The 15,222-nt window shown below is 61.1% G+C and carries 13 protein-coding genes; 9 read left to right on the forward strand and 4 right to left on the reverse strand.

Annotated elements, in window-relative coordinates; genetic code table 11:
- Window positions 1–6: 6 nt before the first annotated feature.
- The 4 genes from fmt to D8U70_RS04005 all read left to right on the forward strand — a co-directional run bounded on the left by fmt (window position 7) and on the right by D8U70_RS04005 (window position 4,118).
- Window positions 7–966: a methionyl-tRNA formyltransferase gene (fmt, locus tag D8U70_RS03990; protein ID WP_130928331.1), complete on the forward strand. Its 960-nt coding sequence runs from the start codon at window positions 7–9 to the stop codon at window positions 964–966.
- Complete coding sequence (rsmB, locus tag D8U70_RS03995) at window positions 963–2,273, forward strand: 16S rRNA (cytosine(967)-C(5))-methyltransferase RsmB (RefSeq protein WP_130928332.1); 1,311 nt, start codon at window positions 963–965, stop codon at window positions 2,271–2,273. Before fmt ends, rsmB begins: the two co-directional genes overlap by 4 nt.
- Before the next feature lie 21 nt (window positions 2,274–2,294).
- Entirely contained in the window at window positions 2,295–3,671 is a 1,377-nt protein-coding gene (gene trkA / locus D8U70_RS04000; protein ID WP_016772381.1) for a Trk system potassium transporter TrkA, read from the forward strand.
- Window positions 3,672–3,803: 132 nt separating this feature from the next.
- Window positions 3,804–4,118 carry a tetratricopeptide repeat protein gene (locus tag D8U70_RS04005; protein WP_095182323.1) on the forward strand — a complete coding sequence of 105 codons (315 nt, stop codon included), beginning with the start codon at window positions 3,804–3,806 and terminating at the stop codon, window positions 4,116–4,118.
- Between the two features lie 57 nt (window positions 4,119–4,175).
- Here D8U70_RS04005 and D8U70_RS04010 read toward each other — a convergent pair whose 3' ends face one another.
- Window positions 4,176–5,063 (reverse strand): lysophospholipid acyltransferase, encoded by an 888-nt coding sequence (locus D8U70_RS04010; protein ID WP_016772383.1) that lies wholly within the window; start codon window positions 5,061–5,063, stop codon window positions 4,176–4,178.
- Between the two features lie 41 nt (window positions 5,064–5,104).
- Window positions 5,105–5,662, reverse strand: coding sequence for a DNA-3-methyladenine glycosylase I (locus D8U70_RS04015; protein ID WP_056791133.1), 558 nt, complete (start codon window positions 5,660–5,662; stop codon window positions 5,105–5,107).
- Between the two features lie 81 nt (window positions 5,663–5,743).
- Here D8U70_RS04015 and glyQ point away from each other — a divergent pair, with 81 nt between their 5' ends.
- The 4 genes from glyQ (at window position 5,744) to D8U70_RS04035 (ending at window position 10,156) form a co-directional block, all read left to right on the forward strand.
- Window positions 5,744–6,697 carry a glycine--tRNA ligase subunit alpha gene (gene glyQ / locus D8U70_RS04020; protein ID WP_003187265.1) on the forward strand — a complete coding sequence of 318 codons (954 nt, stop codon included), beginning with the start codon at window positions 5,744–5,746 and terminating at the stop codon, window positions 6,695–6,697.
- On the forward strand, window positions 6,694–8,748 hold the full coding sequence (glyS, locus tag D8U70_RS04025) for a glycine--tRNA ligase subunit beta (protein ID WP_130900656.1): 2,055 nt from the start codon (window positions 6,694–6,696) through the stop codon (window positions 8,746–8,748). The genes glyQ and glyS overlap by 4 nt, the downstream gene beginning before the upstream one ends.
- A 4-nt stretch (window positions 8,749–8,752) precedes the next feature.
- Window positions 8,753–9,292 carry a D-glycero-beta-D-manno-heptose 1,7-bisphosphate 7-phosphatase gene (gene gmhB / locus D8U70_RS04030; protein ID WP_163018924.1) on the forward strand — a complete coding sequence of 180 codons (540 nt, stop codon included), beginning with the start codon at window positions 8,753–8,755 and terminating at the stop codon, window positions 9,290–9,292.
- An 84-nt stretch (window positions 9,293–9,376) separates the two neighbouring features.
- Window positions 9,377–10,156 (forward strand): lysophospholipid acyltransferase family protein, encoded by a 780-nt coding sequence (locus tag D8U70_RS04035; RefSeq protein WP_130928333.1) that lies wholly within the window; start codon window positions 9,377–9,379, stop codon window positions 10,154–10,156.
- A gap of 170 nt (window positions 10,157–10,326) precedes the next feature.
- Here D8U70_RS04035 and D8U70_RS04040 read toward each other — a convergent pair whose 3' ends face one another.
- Complete coding sequence (locus tag D8U70_RS04040) at window positions 10,327–11,862, reverse strand: HAMP domain-containing sensor histidine kinase (RefSeq protein ID WP_130928334.1); 1,536 nt, start codon at window positions 11,860–11,862, stop codon at window positions 10,327–10,329.
- 164 nt (window positions 11,863–12,026) lie between these two features.
- On the opposite strand from D8U70_RS04040, the gene D8U70_RS04045 reads away from it, so the two are divergent.
- Window positions 12,027–12,746: a response regulator transcription factor gene (locus tag D8U70_RS04045; RefSeq protein ID WP_110644624.1), complete on the forward strand. Its 720-nt coding sequence runs from the start codon at window positions 12,027–12,029 to the stop codon at window positions 12,744–12,746.
- 56 nt (window positions 12,747–12,802) lie between these two features.
- On the opposite strand, the gene gyrB is transcribed toward D8U70_RS04045, so the two are convergent.
- The gene (gene gyrB, locus D8U70_RS04050; RefSeq protein ID WP_024014948.1) at window positions 12,803–15,220 is read right to left on the reverse strand and encodes a DNA topoisomerase (ATP-hydrolyzing) subunit B; all 2,418 of its coding nucleotides are present in this window, start codon (window positions 15,218–15,220) and stop codon (window positions 12,803–12,805) included.
- Between the last annotated feature and the right edge of the window lie 2 nt (window positions 15,221–15,222).

Consider the following 15,222-nt stretch of genomic DNA (forward strand, 5'->3'; position numbering starts at 1 on the left):
CCTTTCATGACTGAGCCACTGCGCATTGTTTTTGCCGGCACCCCGGAATTCGCCGCCGAACACCTCAAGGCCCTGCTGAGCAGCCCGTACGAGATAGTTGCGGTCTACACCCAGCCGGATCGCCCGGCCGGACGTGGGCAAAAACTGATGCCAAGCCCGGTCAAACAACTCGCCCTGGAAAATAATATCCAGGTGTTGCAGCCGCCGACCTTGCGCAATGCCGAGGCCCAGGCGGAGCTGGCCGCGCTGAAGCCGGACTTGATGGTGGTGGTCGCTTACGGTTTGATCCTGCCGCAAGCGGTGCTGGATATTCCGCGTCTGGGTTGCATCAACAGCCATGCATCATTGCTCCCGCGCTGGCGCGGTGCGGCGCCGATCCAGCGCGCGGTCGAACACGGCGATGCCGAAAGCGGTGTAACGGTGATGCGCATGGAGGCCGGGCTGGATACCGGGCCGATGCTGCTCAAGGTCGTCACTGCGATCAGCGCTGAAGATACCGGCGGCACCCTGCATGATCGCCTCGCCGAGATGGGGCCGCCCGCCGTGGTGCAGGCGATTGCCGGTCTGGCTGCCGGCACCCTGCAAGGTGAGGTGCAGAATGACGAACTCGCAACCTACGCACACAAACTCAACAAAGACGAAGCACGCATCGACTGGAACCGTCCGGCGGTGGAGCTGGAACGTCTGGTCCGCGCCTTCAACCCGTGGCCGATCACCCACAGCACGCTCAATGGCGAAGCGTTGAAAGTGCTGGCCGCCACCGTGGCCGACGGCACTGGCGCTCCGGGTGAAATCCTCAGCGCCAGCAAGGATGGCCTGATTGTCGCCTGCGGTGCACAAGCGCTGTGTCTGACCCGCCTGCAATTGCCCGGCGGCAAGGCGCTGAACTTCAGCGACCTGTTCAACAGCCGCCGCGAGAAATTCGCCGTTGGCAGCGTCCTCGGCGCAGCGGTGGACGCGCAATGAATCCGCGTCTGGCCGCCGCCAAGGCACTCGCTGCCGTACTTAGCGGCAAAGCCTCGCTGAACAGCTCCCTGCCGACGCAACTGGACAAGGTCGAGGATCGCGATCGCGGTTTCACTCAGGACCTGGCCTTCGGCACCGCACGCTGGCAGCCACGCCTGTCGGCACTGGCGGAAAAACTCCTGCAGAAACCATTCAAAACCGCCGACGCTGATGTCGAGGCGTTGCTGCTGGTTGGTCTGTACCAATTGCTCTACACCCGCGTGCCGGCCCACGCCGCCATCGGCGAAACCGTCGGTTGTGCCGACAAGCTGAAAAAGCCTTGGGCCAAAGGTCTGCTCAACGCGGTGCTGCGCAATGCCCAGCGCGAAAGCGAGACGATCTTCGCCGAACTGGAACGCGACCCGGTGGTGCGCACGGCTCACCCGCGCTGGCTGCAAAAATCCCTGAAAGCCTTCTGGCCGCAACAGTGGGAAGCCATCTGCGCAGCGAACAACGCGCATCCGCCGATGATCCTGCGGGTCAACCGTCGCCATCACAGTCGCGATGCTTATCTCGCGCTGCTGGGCGAAGCCGGGATCGCCGCGACGCCGTGCGTTTACAGCCGCGACGGCATCGTCCTCGAAGCTGCTGCCGACGTGCGCAGCCTGCCGGGTTTCACCGAAGGCTGGATCAGCGTGCAGGACGAAGCCGCGCAACTGGCCGCCGACCTGCTTGATCTGGCGCCGGGGCAGCGGGTGCTCGACGCCTGCTGCGCCCCTGGCGGCAAGACCTGCCACATCCTTGAAGCCGAACCGGCGCTGGCCGGGGTGGTGGCGGTGGATCTGGAAGCCAAGCGTCTGGTGCGGGTGAAGGAAAACCTCGAGCGCCTCGGCCTCGACGCTGAACTGATCGCCGCCGACGGTCGCGAGATCGACAAATGGTGGGACGGCAAACCGTTCCAGCGCATCCTCCTCGACGCGCCATGCTCGGCCACCGGGGTGATCCGCCGTCATCCGGACATCAAGCTGACCCGCCAGCCCGACGACATCGTCGCCCTCGCGCAACTGCAAGGCGAACTGCTCGACGCCATGTGGAAAACCCTCGAGGTCGGCGGCATCCTGCTCTACGCCACGTGCTCGACGCTGCCGACCGAAAACACCGAAGTCATCGCTGCGTTTCTCGAGCGCACCCCCGGTGCCCGTGAACTGGACCTGGCCACAGCGGCCGGGATCAAGCAGCCCCATGGTCGCCAGTTGCTGGCCCAAGAGGGCGGGCATGACGGGTTCTACTACGCCAAGCTGATCAAGATCGCCGCTGCGCGCGGCTAAACGGATTCATGGAGTGACTGGATGAAAATCATCATCCTCGGTGCGGGACAGGTCGGCGGTTCGCTGGCCGAACATCTGGCCAGCGAGGCCAACGACATCACTGTGGTCGACACCGATGGCGAGCGCCTGCGCGACCTCGGCGACCGCCTCGACATCCGCACCGTGCAGGGCCGGGGCTCGCTGCCGTCGGTGCTGCGTCAGGCCGGTGCCGACGACGCCGACATGCTGGTCGCGGTGACCAACAGCGACGAAACCAACATGGTTGCCTGCCAGGTCGCCCACACGCTGTTCCACACGCCGACCAAGATCGCTCGCGTGCGCGAAGCGTCGTACCTCAATCGCGAGGAACAGCTGTTCCAGAACGAAGCGATTCCGGTCGACGTGCTGATCAGCCCCGAGCAGGTCGTGACCAATTACATCAAGCGCCTAATCCAGCACCCCGGCGCATTGCAGGTGATCGACTTCGCCGAAGGCGCGGCGCAACTGGTGGCGGTGCGCGCCTATTACGGCGGGCCGCTGGTCGGCCAGCAACTGCGCCAGTTGCGTGAGCACATGCCGAACGTCGAAACCCGCGTCGCGGCGATCTTCCGCCGTGACCGGCCGATCCTGCCCCAGGGCGACACGGTGATCGAGGCCGATGACGAGGTGTTCTTCATCGCTGCCCGTGAGGACATTCGCGCAGTAATGAGCGAAATGCGCCGCCTCGACGAAACCTACAAACGCATCGTTATCGCCGGGGGCGGGCAGATCGGCGAACGCCTGGCCGAGGCCATCGAAAGCCGTTATCAGGTGAAGATCATCGAGATGAGCCCGGCGCGCTGCCGCTACCTCTCCGATACCCTCGACAGCACCGTGGTCTTGCAGGGCAGTGCGTCGGATCGCGATCTGCTGCTGGAAGAGAACATCGCCGACGCCGATATCTTCCTCGCCCTGACCAACGACGATGAAGCCAACATCATGTCGTCGCTGCTGGCCAAACGGCTGGGGGCGAAGAAGGTCATGACGATCATCAACAACCCGGCCTACGTCGACCTGATCCAGGGCGGCGACATCGATATCGCCATCAGCCCGCAACTGGCGACCATCGGCACCTTGCTCGCCCACGTGCGCCGAGGCGATATCGTCAGCGTGCACTCACTGCGGCGCGGCGCGGCGGAAGCGATCGAGGCGATTGCCCACGGTGATGCGAAATCCAGCAAGGTGATCGGCAAACCGATCGAGAAGATCGGCCTGCCGCCGGGCACCACCATCGGCGCAGTGATCCGCAACGAGAAAGTGATCATCGCCCACGACGACACGGTGATCGAAGCGGGCGACCATGTGATTCTGTTCCTTGTGGACAAAAAGCATATTCGCGATGTGGAGAAGCTGTTCCATGTGGGGTTGAGCTTTTTCTGAAGTTGATCGTTCCCACGCTCCGCGTGGGAATGCAACCCGGGACGCTCTGCGTCCCATAAGCGGACGCAGAGCGTCCAATGAGGCATTCCCACGCGGAGCGTGGGAACGATCACTCAAACGAGGTTGCAAAAAATGCTCGAATCCCTGGAAAAAATGCTCGCCAAGGGTGTGGATAACGCGCTTCTGCGCTTCGGTCTGGGCAAGGGTTATCTGGACTTGGGTGAAAACGCCAAGGCTGCCGAGCATTTTCAGCGTTGTGTCGCTTTCGATCCGAAATACTCGGCAGCGTGGAAGCTGCTGGGCAAGGTGCAGCTGGCGCTAGGTGATCACGCCGCTGCGCGTCAGGCCTGGGAACAAGGCCTCGAAGCGGCCCGCGCCCATGGTGACAAACAGGCCGAAAAGGAGATGACGGTGTTCCTGAAGAAGCTCGAGCGACAGGCGCCTTGAGCTACCGATAGTGCAAGGCGAGGCCGTCTGCATTAACCGTCCCCCAAGCGAAGTTGCTCAGTACCAGCGCGCCTCGCCCGGCGGACGCTTCTTGAAGCGTTTCATGCTCCACATGTACTGGCTCGGATACGCCGCAACATAACGTTCCACTACCTTGCTCATCGCCGCGCAGGACTCTGCGGTATCGGTGCTGTACATGGCTTCGGGCGCGGCTTCGAGAATGACTTTGTAGCCCGAGCCGTCAGGCAGGCGCAGGGCATGCAGGAACACACCGACCGCTTTGCCGCCGGCCAGCATGTTCGGCACGAATTTGCTGGTCAGTGCCTGAGTGGCGAAGAACGGCACGAAAATCCCGGCGGATTCGGCCGGTTCCGGGTCGGCGGGAATGCCCACGGCACCGCCCTTGCGCACTTCCTTGATGACGCTGAGAATGCCTTCCTTGGTCGACGCTGCGACCTTGTTGCCCAGTTGCACGCGCTGTTTGCGCAGCAATTCATCCACTGCCTTGAGCTTCGGCGGACGGTAGAAAATGATCGGTTTGCACTGGCTGCAATAGAAGTGGTTGAGCACTTCCCAGTTGCCGAGGTGGCTGGTGATGCCGACCACGCCTTTGCCCGAGGCCAGCGCCTCCTTGAGCACATCGAGGCCTTCAACTTCGCGAACCAGATCGATCGAGCGCTGCGCCGGCCAGATCCACGCGCAGGCGCTTTCGGTCAGCGACTTGCCGATGTCCTTCAGACTCTGCCCGACCAGGCGCTCACGTTCGGCCGCATCCATCTGGGGAAAACACTTGGCGAGGTTGATCCGCACCACGTCGCGGGAACGGTTGGGGGTCTTCCACATGATCCAGCCGATCGCCGAACCCACGGCCTGCACGGCCCGCCATGGCAGCAGGGCAAACAGCCGCAGAGCGCCTACCAGCAAGGCGCCTTTAAACTTTTCCACAGGTCACTCCTGATCTTTGTGCTGTGCGCGAGGCGGGCATTCTAACCGGCGTTGGCGAGCTGCGCGTAGCGGTCGCAATCCTGGGTGTGGTCCATGACCATGCCCGAGGCCTGCATCAGCGCGTAGCAAATGGTCGGACCGACGAAGGTGAATCCGGCTTTTTTCAGCGCCTTGCTCATTGCCAGCGCTTCGGGGGTGATCGCCGGGACTTCGCTGCGATCCTTGAAATGATTGATGATCGGTTGGTCGCCCACGAATGACCAGAGCAACGCCACCGGATCCTCCAGCGCCAGCCACGCCTGCGCATTACGCCGAGCAGCGTTGAGCTTGAGGCGATTGCGGATGATGCCCGGATCGAGCATCAGTTCGTCGATTTCGGCGTCACTCATCTGCGCCACGCGCTGCACATCGAAGCCGAACAGCACCTGACGGTAACGCTCGCGTTTGCGCAGCACAGTGATCCACGACAACCCGGCCTGGAACCCTTCGAGCAAAAGCAACTCGAACAAACCCTGCGCATCGCGCAGCGGCGTGCCCCACTCCTGATCGTGATAAGCCATGTACAGCGGATCTTCGGTACACCAAAAGCAGCGTGGCATAAGGCTCCAGGGGGCGTGCGCAGCAACGAATCGGGTATACTCCCGCTCTTTAAATCGCAGCCCAAGAAACAGGTGAATTTCGTGAGCCAGCCTACGCCAGCCGTGCGTACCTTCCAAGACTTGATCCTCGCGCTCCAGCAATACTGGGCCGAGCAAGGTTGTGTGGTACTTCAGCCCTACGATATGGAAGTAGGCGCCGGCACTTTCCACACCGCGACCTTCCTGCGCGCCATCGGCCCGGAAACCTGGAACGCCGCGTACGTGCAGCCAAGCCGCCGTCCGACTGACGGCCGTTACGGCGAAAACCCGAACCGTCTGCAGCACTACTACCAGTTCCAGGTAGTCCTGAAGCCGAACCCGGACAATTTCCAGGAGCTGTATCTGGGCTCGCTCAAGCATGTCGGCCTCGACCCGCTGGTGCACGACATCCGCTTCGTCGAAGACAACTGGGAATCGCCGACCCTCGGCGCCTGGGGTCTGGGCTGGGAAGTCTGGCTCAATGGCATGGAAGTCACCCAGTTCACCTACTTCCAGCAAGCGGGCGGCATCGAGTGCTACCCGGTGACCGGCGAGATCACCTACGGTCTCGAGCGCCTGGCGATGTACCTGCAAGGCGTCGATTCGGTCTACGACCTGGTCTGGGCTGACGGCCCGTTCGGCAAAGTCACCTACGGCGATGTGTTCCACCAGAACGAAGTGGAGCAGTCCACCTACAACTTCGAACACGCCAACGTCGACAAACTGTTCGAGCTGTTCGACTTCTATGAAAGCGAAGCCAAGCGCCTGATCGAACTCGACCAGCCGCTGCCGTTGCCGAGCTACGAAATGGTGCTGAAGGCGTCGCACACCTTCAACCTGCTGGATGCGCGCCGGGCGATCTCGGTGACTGCGCGTCAGCAATACATTCTGCGCGTACGCACCCTGGCGCGTTCCGTTGCGCAAGCCTACCTGCTGGCCCGCGCCAAGCTGGGCTTCCCGATGGCGACCCCGGACCTGCGTGACGAAGTACTGGCCAAGCTGGAGGCTGCACAATGAGTGCGCAAGATTTTCTGGTTGAACTGGGCACCGAAGAACTGCCACCCAAAGCCCTGAACACTTTGGCTGATGCGTTCCTCGCCGGTATCGACAAGGGCCTGCAAGCCGCTGGCCTGAGCTACGAAAGCAAAACCGTTTATGCCGCGCCACGTCGTCTGGCTGTGCTGATCACTGCGCTGGCCACTCAGCAGCCGGATCGCAGCATCAACCTCGATGGCCCGCCACGTCAGGCCGCGTTCGACGCTGACGGCAATCCGACTCAGGCCGCCCTGGGCTTTGCCAAGAAGTGCGGCGTCGAGCTGAGCGAAATCGACCAGAGCGGTCCGAAACTGCGTTATAGCCAGAACATCGCCGGCAAGCCGACCGCGAGCCTGCTGCCGACCATCGTCGAAGATTCGCTGAACGACCTGCCGATCCCGAAACGCATGCGTTGGGGTGCGCGCAAGGAAGAATTCGTGCGTCCGACCCAGTGGCTGGTGATGCTGCTCGGTGACCAGGTCATCGACTGCACGATCCTCGCGCAGAAGGCTGGCCGTGAATCCCGTGGTCACCGTTTCCATCATCCGGAGAGCGTGCGCATCGGTTCGCCATCGAGCTACCTCGCCGACTTGCGTGCCGCTTACGTATTGGCCGATGCCAACGAGCGTCGCGAGATCATCAGCAAGCGCACCGAAGAGCTGGCCACCCGTCAGGAAGGCACGGCGATCGTGCCGCCGGCACTGCTCGACGAAGTGACTGCGCTGGTGGAATGGCCGGTGCCGCTGGTGTGCTCGTTCGAGGAACGCTTCCTCGACGTACCGCAAGAAGCGCTGATCACCACCATGCAGGACAACCAGAAGTATTTCTGCCTGCTGGATGCCGACGGCAAGTTGCTGCCACGTTTCATTACCGTGGCCAACATCGAAAGCAAAGACCCGCAGCAGATCATCGCCGGTAACGAGAAAGTGGTTCGCCCACGCCTGACCGACGCCGAGTTCTTCTTCAAGCAGGACAAGAAGCAGAAACTCGAAGACTTCAACCTGCGCCTGCAGAACGTGGTGTTCCAGGAAAAACTCGGCAGCGTCTACGACAAGGCCGAGCGCGTATCGAAACTGGCCGCGTACATAGCCGCACGTATCGGCGGCAACGCCTCGTGGGCTGCCCGCGCGGGCCTGCTGTCGAAGTGCGACCTGGCAACCGAAATGGTCGGCGAGTTCCCGGAGATGCAAGGTGTCGCCGGTTACTACTACGCCCTCAATGACGGCGAGCCGCAGGACGTCGCGCTGGCCTTGAACGAGCAGTACATGCCACGCGGTGCCGGTGCCGAATTGCCGGCGACCCTGACCGGTGCAGCCGTCGCCATCGCCGACAAGCTCGACACTCTGGTCGGCATCTTCGGTATCGGCATGCTGCCAACCGGCAGCAAAGACCCGTATGCCCTGCGCCGTGCGGCACTGGGCGTGCTGCGTATCCTGATCGAGAAACAACTGGATCTGGACCTGAACGACGCCGTGGCTTTCGCGGTGACTGCGTTCGGCGGCAAGGTCAAGGCTGCCGGCCTCAACGAAGCCGTGCTGGAATTCATCTTCGACCGTCTGCGTGCGCGTTATGAAGACGAAGGCGTCGACGTCGCCACCTACCTGTCGGTACGTGCACTGAAGCCGGGTTCGGCGCTGGACTTCGACCAGCGTGTGCAGGCGGTGCAGGCCTTCCGCAAACTGCCGGAAGCGGCAGCGCTGGCGGCGGTGAACAAGCGCGTGTCGAACCTGTTGAGCAAAGTCGAAGGCTCGGTACCGACCGTGGTCGAGGCGAAGTATTTCGACAATGCCAACGAGTTCTCGCTGTACTCGGCGATCCAGCAAGCGGATCAGGCCGTGCAGCCAATGGCCGCGGCGCGTCAGTACAACGAATCGCTGGCACGCCTGGCGGCACTGCGCGAGCCGGTCGATGCGTTCTTCGACGCGGTGATGGTCAATGCCGACGATGCCAATGTGCGGGCCAACCGTTACGCGCTGCTGGCGCGCCTGCGTGGCCTGTTCCTCGGTGTTGCCGACATTTCGCTGCTGGGTTGAGGGATTGCTGTTGAAACTGCTGATTCTCGATCGTGACGGCGTGATCAATTACGACTCCGATGCCTACATCAAGTCGGTGGAGGAGTGGATTCCGCTGCCCGGCTCGATCGAAGCGATCGCGCAGTTGAGCAAGGCCGGCTGGACGGTGGCGGTGGCCACCAACCAGTCGGGCATCGCTCGCGGCTATTACGATCTCGCCACCCTCGAGGCCATGCACGCGCGCCTGCGCGAGCTGGTCGCGGCGCAGGGCGGCGAAGTGGGCTTGATCGTGTACTGCCCGCATGGCCCGGACGAAGGTTGCGATTGCCGCAAACCGAAACCGGGGATGTTGAAAACCATTGCCGAGCATTACACGGTGCCGTTGACCAACGTCTGGTTCGTCGGCGACAGCCTTGGTGACCTGGAGGCCGCCAAAGCCGTCGATTCACAGCCAGTTTTGGTGAAGACCGGGAAAGGCGAAAAGACTCAGGGCAAAACCTTGCCGGTTGGCACCCTGATTTTTGACGATCTGGCGGCGATTGCCGCAGAACTTATCCACAACTAGAGTACTTCTGAATTTCCTGGCCAGGGATTGCTCGGGAGTGCGCTTGAACAGTCGGGCATTTGCCCCGTAACGGTAACCGTCGCCATGTCGATACTGCGGGCCTTCAGAATCTTTCTTTTCTACCTGCTGCTGGGCACAACAGCGTTGCTGTGGTGCAGCCTGAGCTTTTTCATCGCGCCGTTTCTGTCCTTCAAGGCGCGCTATCGTTTCATCAACGTGTACTGGTGCCGTTGCGCCCTGTGGCTGACCAAGGTTTTCCTCGGCATCAGCTACGAAATCAAAGGCGCGGAAAACGTGCCGGACCGGCCCTGCGTGATTCAATCGAACCACCAGAGCACATGGGAGACGTTCTTTCTCTCCGCTTATTTCTCGCCATTGAGCCAAGTGCTCAAGCGCGAATTGCTTTACGTGCCGTTCTTCGGCTGGGCCATGGCCATGCTGCGCCCGATCGCCATCGACCGCGACAACCCGAAGGCCGCGCTCAAGCAAGTCGCGGCCAAAGGCGACGAGCTGCTCAAGGACAACGTCTGGGTATTGATCTTTCCGGAAGGGACACGAGTCCCCTACGGCACCGTTGGAAAATTCTCCCGCAGTGGCAGCGCATTGGCTGTGAATGCGGCGCTTCCGGTGCTGCCGATTGCACACAATGCCGGCAAATTCTGGCCGAAAATCGGCTGGGGCAAACAGGCCGGAGTGATCACCGTGGTCATCGGCGAACCGATGTACGCCGAAGGCAGTGGGCCGCGCGCCATCGCTGATCTCAATGACCGTGTGCAGGCGTGGAACGAGAAGACCCAGCGCGATATGGGCTCGCTGCCACCGGCGCCACAGGCACCGGCCGGGAGTGATCAACTGGCTGTCTGAATTTTGTGGATAACCTGTGTACGCTTTTGCTTCAAAAGTCCGTGATCGTTTTGTAACTTATTGATTTTCATCGATATTTTTAAATCGATAAGTTGAACGAAATCCGTGCATAAGTTTTATTCGGATGTAAAAAAACCGGTCGTTATAGCCGGTTTTTTTGTGCCTCTTTTTCATTCAGAAATCAGCGGCAAATCGATGCGGAATGTGGTTCCCGCGTCGACCACGCTGCGACACTCGATTGTGCCGCCATGATGATCAATCACGGCTTTGACCATCGACAGACCCAGGCCCACACCGTCGATGCCCTGGGCGGAGGAGAAACGCCGATACTGGCTGAACAGGTCAGGCAATTCATCGGCGGCGATGCCCTTGCCCTGATCGGACAATTCGCAGCGCAGCCACTGCCCATCACAGCTGACCGTCAGTTGCACCGTGCTGTCTGCCGGGCTGTACTTGATCGCGTTTTCCAGCAGGTTGAACAGGGCGCGCGTCAGCAATCCCTGATCGGCCAGAATCAGCCGCTCCTGACATTCCTCATCAACTTCGTTAAGCAGCTCGATGCGTTTCTGCTGAGCGATAGGCAGGGCCTGATCGAGGACGTCCAATACCAGCATCGCGAACAATGTCGGGCGGAACTGATAGGTCTCGGACTCAGCCCGCGCCAACAAGACGAAACCATCGGTCAGATCCAGCGCCCGGCGGACCTGACGCTCAATCTGCTCGAACAGCGGCGCATCAGCACCCGCTTGGTGACGATGCACATCCAGCAGGGCGAGGATCGCCGAATGCGGCGCCCGCAGGTCGTGGGAAAGAAAACGCAGCAGGACGCCGCGTTGCTCCTCGGCCGCACGCTCGGCACTCAAATCCGTCAGGCTGAGCAGCCAACCGATCGGCGTATCGCCGTCGACCGGCAGCAGCGCCGCTCTTTCCAGGCGCAGACTGCGTTCCTTGTGATCGCGAAATTCCAGCAGCGGCAGAGTGGCCAGCGGCGGTCGCGGCGCTGTGGATAATTCCGGATAGCCGAGCCGTGCGAGTTGCCCGAGTACGTCATCGCCCACCAGCGAATCTTCGAACAGTTCGCGCGCCTTGCGATTGCCCAGCAGGATCTTGCCCTGCGGATCACTGATCAGCGTCGCCACCGGCAGGTATTCCAGGCCGTCGGCGATGAACCGCCGGGTGTCGCGGGTGCGGCTCATGGCTTGTTCGAGCGCCATGATCTGGCCCTGCAAACGGTCGGCACCGGTGAAGCGGGTCCGGCGGCGTTCAGGGAAGACTTTCGGTTCGCTGTCCAGACGTGCCAGCTCCCAGCCGAAGTAGGTCAGCACCACGCTCAGGCGTCGCCAGTTCCAGATCAGGTAACCGAACAACATCCCCAGCGCTGCTGGCGTTGGCGACCACCAGTAGCGGACTTCGGCCAGGAGGGCGCTGGCTATCAGCGCACAGGCCATGCCGATCAAGGTGACCCACAGCGCCCAACGCGGCCGCCACAGCAATAATCCCAGCGCACCGGCGACCATCGCCACGGACAACAGCGCGCCGGGCGCTGGCGACGGATTGTGCAGATTGATCTGGGCGCGATAAGACAACAAGGCAGTCAGCGGCAACAGCACTAGACTTATCCACAACCACTCGCGCACCAGCCGGCGGAACAGACGCTGGACCTGGCTCGGCTCACGACTTTCACGTCGGCGTTGAGTGTTATGCATGAGGCACAGGGCAGGGCAGTGGGAATGGTTTCATAGGTCTCAGGTCTGAGGCGTAGACCCGAAGAATCATAGCGGACGTCGACCAACGACGGGCTGCTTCTTTCATCGCAGCCGGGGAGTCGTTATTGTCGACATCCCAGCCCCAGCGACAAGGAACACCGCCGATGCGCGTTGCCATTCTGGACGACGAACCCGCCGAACTGCGCCGGGTCGAGCAAACCCTGGAGCAAATGGCCGAAGCTGGCGAACAGCCGTGGTCACTGCACAGCTTCGAGCGCGGCGAAGACTTGTTGCGCCAGTTGCGTCGGGAGACTTTTGACCTGCTGATCCTCGATTGGCAACTGCCGGACCTCACAGGCCTGGCACTGCTGCGCTGGACCCGCGAACACATGGAGGCGCCACCCGCTGCAATCATGCTCACCAGCCGCGACGGCGAGAGCGATATCGTTCAAGCCTTGAATGCCGGGGCCGACGATTATGTCAGCAAGCCGTTTCGCCCGAATGAGTTGAAGGCGAGGGTGGCAGCGGTATTGCGTCGGCATAGCCAACCGCGCAGCGCGGCGGGCGAAGTACAGACGTTCCACGATCTGACTTTCGACGATGCGGAACTGACCGTCACCCGTGAAGGCAAACCGATCCTCATGACCGAACGCGAATACCGCTTGGCGCGCTGCCTGTTCAGCAACCTGGGGCGGCCATTGTCGCGGGATTACCTGTACGAGCGCTTCTGGCCGAACGAGGAGACAACTTCCTCGCGGCCGCTGGATACGCATATCTACCGATTGCGCAACAAGCTCGGGCTGACAGCGGATCGGGGTTGGCAGTTGCTGACAATTTATGGATATGGGTATCGGTTGGAGAGTGTCGGCACTGGGAATGAGTGAGGCAAAAAAAACCCCGGCATTGGCCGGGGTTTTTCATGAGCGGGTAGCAATCAGGATCAGAAATCCAGGTTGGAAACCGCCAGTGCGTTGCTCTCGATGAAGTCTCGGCGAGGTTCGACCGCATCACCCATCAAGGTGTTGAAGATCTGGTCTGCACCGATGGCGTCTTCGATAGTGACCTTCAGCATGCGGCGCACGCTTGGGTCCATGGTGGTTTCCCACAGCTGATCCGGGTTCATTTCGCCCAGACCTTTGTATCGCTGAATGGTGTGGCGCTTGGTGCTTTCGGCCATCAGCCAGTCGAGGGCTTCCTTGAACTCGGTAACGGCTTTCTTGCGCTCGCCACGCTGGATGTACGCGCCTTCGTCGAGCAGGGTGCTCAGTTGCGCGCCCAGAGTGACCACGGTTTTGTAGTCGTTGCTGCCGAAGAAGTCGCGGTTGAAGGTGACGTAGTTCGACAGGCCGTGGGAGATCAGTTCGACCTCTGGCAGCCAGACGCCACGTTCACGGTCTTCGCGCAGGCTGGCCTTGTAGACCAGGCCGGACTTCTCGTTGGTACGCAGGCGAACTTCGTACTGGGCCAGCCACTCTTGCATCGCTGCGTGGTCGCCAAGGGTTTCGAGGCTGACGGCCGGCAGGTAGATGAAGTGCTCGGTCAGTTCCTGTGGGTACAGGCGCGACAGACGCTTGAGCGTCTTCATGACCATGCGGAAGTCGTTGACCAGACGTTCCAGCGCTTCACCGGAAATGCCCGGGGCTTCTTCGTTCAGGTGCAGGCTTGCATCTTCCAGGGCCGACTGCGTCATGTACTCTTCCATGGCGTCGTCGTCTTTGATGTATTGCTCTTGCTTGCCTTTCTTGACCTTGTACAGCGGTGGCTGGGCGATGTAGATGTAGCCACGCTCGATCAGCTCCGGCAGCTGACGGAAGAAGAAGGTCAGCAGCAGGGTGCGGATGTGCGAACCGTCGACGTCAGCATCGGTCATGATGATGATGTTGTGATAGCGCAACTTGTCGATGTTGTACTCTTCGCGACCGATGCCGCAGCCCAGCGCGGTGATCAGCGTGCCCACTTCCTGGGACGAGATCATCTTGTCGAAACGGGCTTTCTCGACGTTGAGGATCTTGCCCTTCAACGGCAGGATCGCCTGGGTCTTGCGGTTACGTCCCTGCTTGGCAGAACCGCCAGCGGAGTCACCCTCCACCAGGTACAGTTCGGACAGCGCCGGGTCTTTCTCCTGGCAGTCAGCGAGTTTGCCCGGCAGGCCGGCGATGTCCAGCGCGCCTTTGCGGCGGGTCATCTCACGGGCCTTGCGCGCGGCTTCACGGGCGCGGGCGGCGTCGATCATCTTGCCGACCACCAGCTTGGCTTCGTTCGGGTTTTCCAGGAGGAAGTCGGAGAAGTACTTGCCCATCTCCTGCTCGACCGCGGTCTTCACTTCGGAAGACACCAGCTTGTCTTTGGTCTGCGAGCTGAATTTCGGATCCGGCACTTTCACCGAGATGATTGCGGTCAGGCCTTCACGGGCATCGTCACCGGTGGTGGCGACTTTGTGCTTCTTCGCCAGACCTTCCTGCTCGATGTAGTTGTTCAGGTTACGCGTCAGTGCCGAGCGGAAGCCCACCAGGTGGGTGCCGCCGTCGCGCTGCGGAATGTTGTTGGTGAAGCACAACAGGTTCTCGTTGAAGCTGTCGTTCCACTGCAGGGCGATTTCCACGCCGATGCCGTCTTCACGCTGAATGTTGAAGTGGAACACTTGGTTGACCGCAGTCTTGTTGGTGTTCAGGTATTCAACGAACGCACGCAGGCCGCCTTCGTACTTGAACAGTTCTTCCTTGCCGCTGCGCTCGTCCTTGAGGACGATGCCGACACCTGAGTTGAGGAAGGACAGTTCACGAATGCGCTTGGCGAGGATGTCCCAGCTGAAGTGAATGTTCTTGAAGGTTTCGCTGGAGGCCTTGAAGTGAATCTGGGTGCCGGTGGTTTCGCTGTCGCCAACGATGGCCATCGGTGCCTGAGGCACGCCGTGGACGTAGGTCTGTTCCCAGATCTTGCCACTGCGGCGAACGGTCAGGACCAGCTCTTCGGACAATGCGTTCACTACCGAAACACCTACACCGTGCAGACCGCCGGAAACCTTGTAGGAGTTGTCGTCGAACTTACCGCCAGCGTGGAGGACGGTCATGATGACCTCTGCGGCGGAAACGCCTTCCTCTTTATGCACGTCTACCGGGATGCCACGACCGTTGTCTTTAACGGTGATGGATTCGTCCGGGTGGATGATGATGCTGATGTCGTCGCAATGGCCGGCGAGGGCTTCGTCGATCGAGTTGTCGACCACCTCGAACACCATGTGGTGCAGACCGCTGCCATCGTCGGTGTCACCAATGTACATACCGGGACGTTTGCGTACGGCATCCAGGCCTTTCAGCACTTTAATGCTCGTTGAGTCGTACGTATTTTCTTCGCTCAATG

Origin of the sequence: Pseudomonas sp. Sample_20, assembly GCF_004307585.1 — a bacterium.
In the GTDB taxonomy this organism is placed as follows: Bacteria; Pseudomonadota; Gammaproteobacteria; order Pseudomonadales; family Pseudomonadaceae; genus Aquipseudomonas; species Aquipseudomonas atacamensis.

Excerpts from the sequence above, each read along its gene's own strand:
- fmt (WP_130928331.1), top strand. The coding sequence starts at position 7 with ATGACTGAGCCACTGCGCATTGTTTTTGCCGGCACCCCGGAATTCGCC.
- rsmB (WP_130928332.1), top strand. The coding sequence starts at position 963 with ATGAATCCGCGTCTGGCCGCCGCCAAGGCACTCGCTGCCGTACTTAGC.
- trkA (WP_016772381.1), top strand. The coding sequence starts at position 2,295 with ATGAAAATCATCATCCTCGGTGCGGGACAGGTCGGCGGTTCGCTGGCC.
- D8U70_RS04005 (WP_095182323.1), top strand. The coding sequence starts at position 3,804 with ATGCTCGAATCCCTGGAAAAAATGCTCGCCAAGGGTGTGGATAACGCG.
- D8U70_RS04015 (WP_056791133.1), bottom strand. The coding sequence starts at position 5,662 with ATGCCACGCTGCTTTTGGTGTACCGAAGATCCGCTGTACATGGCTTAT.
- glyS (WP_130900656.1), top strand. The coding sequence starts at position 6,694 with ATGAGTGCGCAAGATTTTCTGGTTGAACTGGGCACCGAAGAACTGCCA.
- D8U70_RS04035 (WP_130928333.1), top strand. The coding sequence starts at position 9,377 with ATGTCGATACTGCGGGCCTTCAGAATCTTTCTTTTCTACCTGCTGCTG.
- D8U70_RS04040 (WP_130928334.1), bottom strand. The coding sequence starts at position 11,862 with ATGCATAACACTCAACGCCGACGTGAAAGTCGTGAGCCGAGCCAGGTC.
- D8U70_RS04045 (WP_110644624.1), top strand. The coding sequence starts at position 12,027 with ATGCGCGTTGCCATTCTGGACGACGAACCCGCCGAACTGCGCCGGGTC.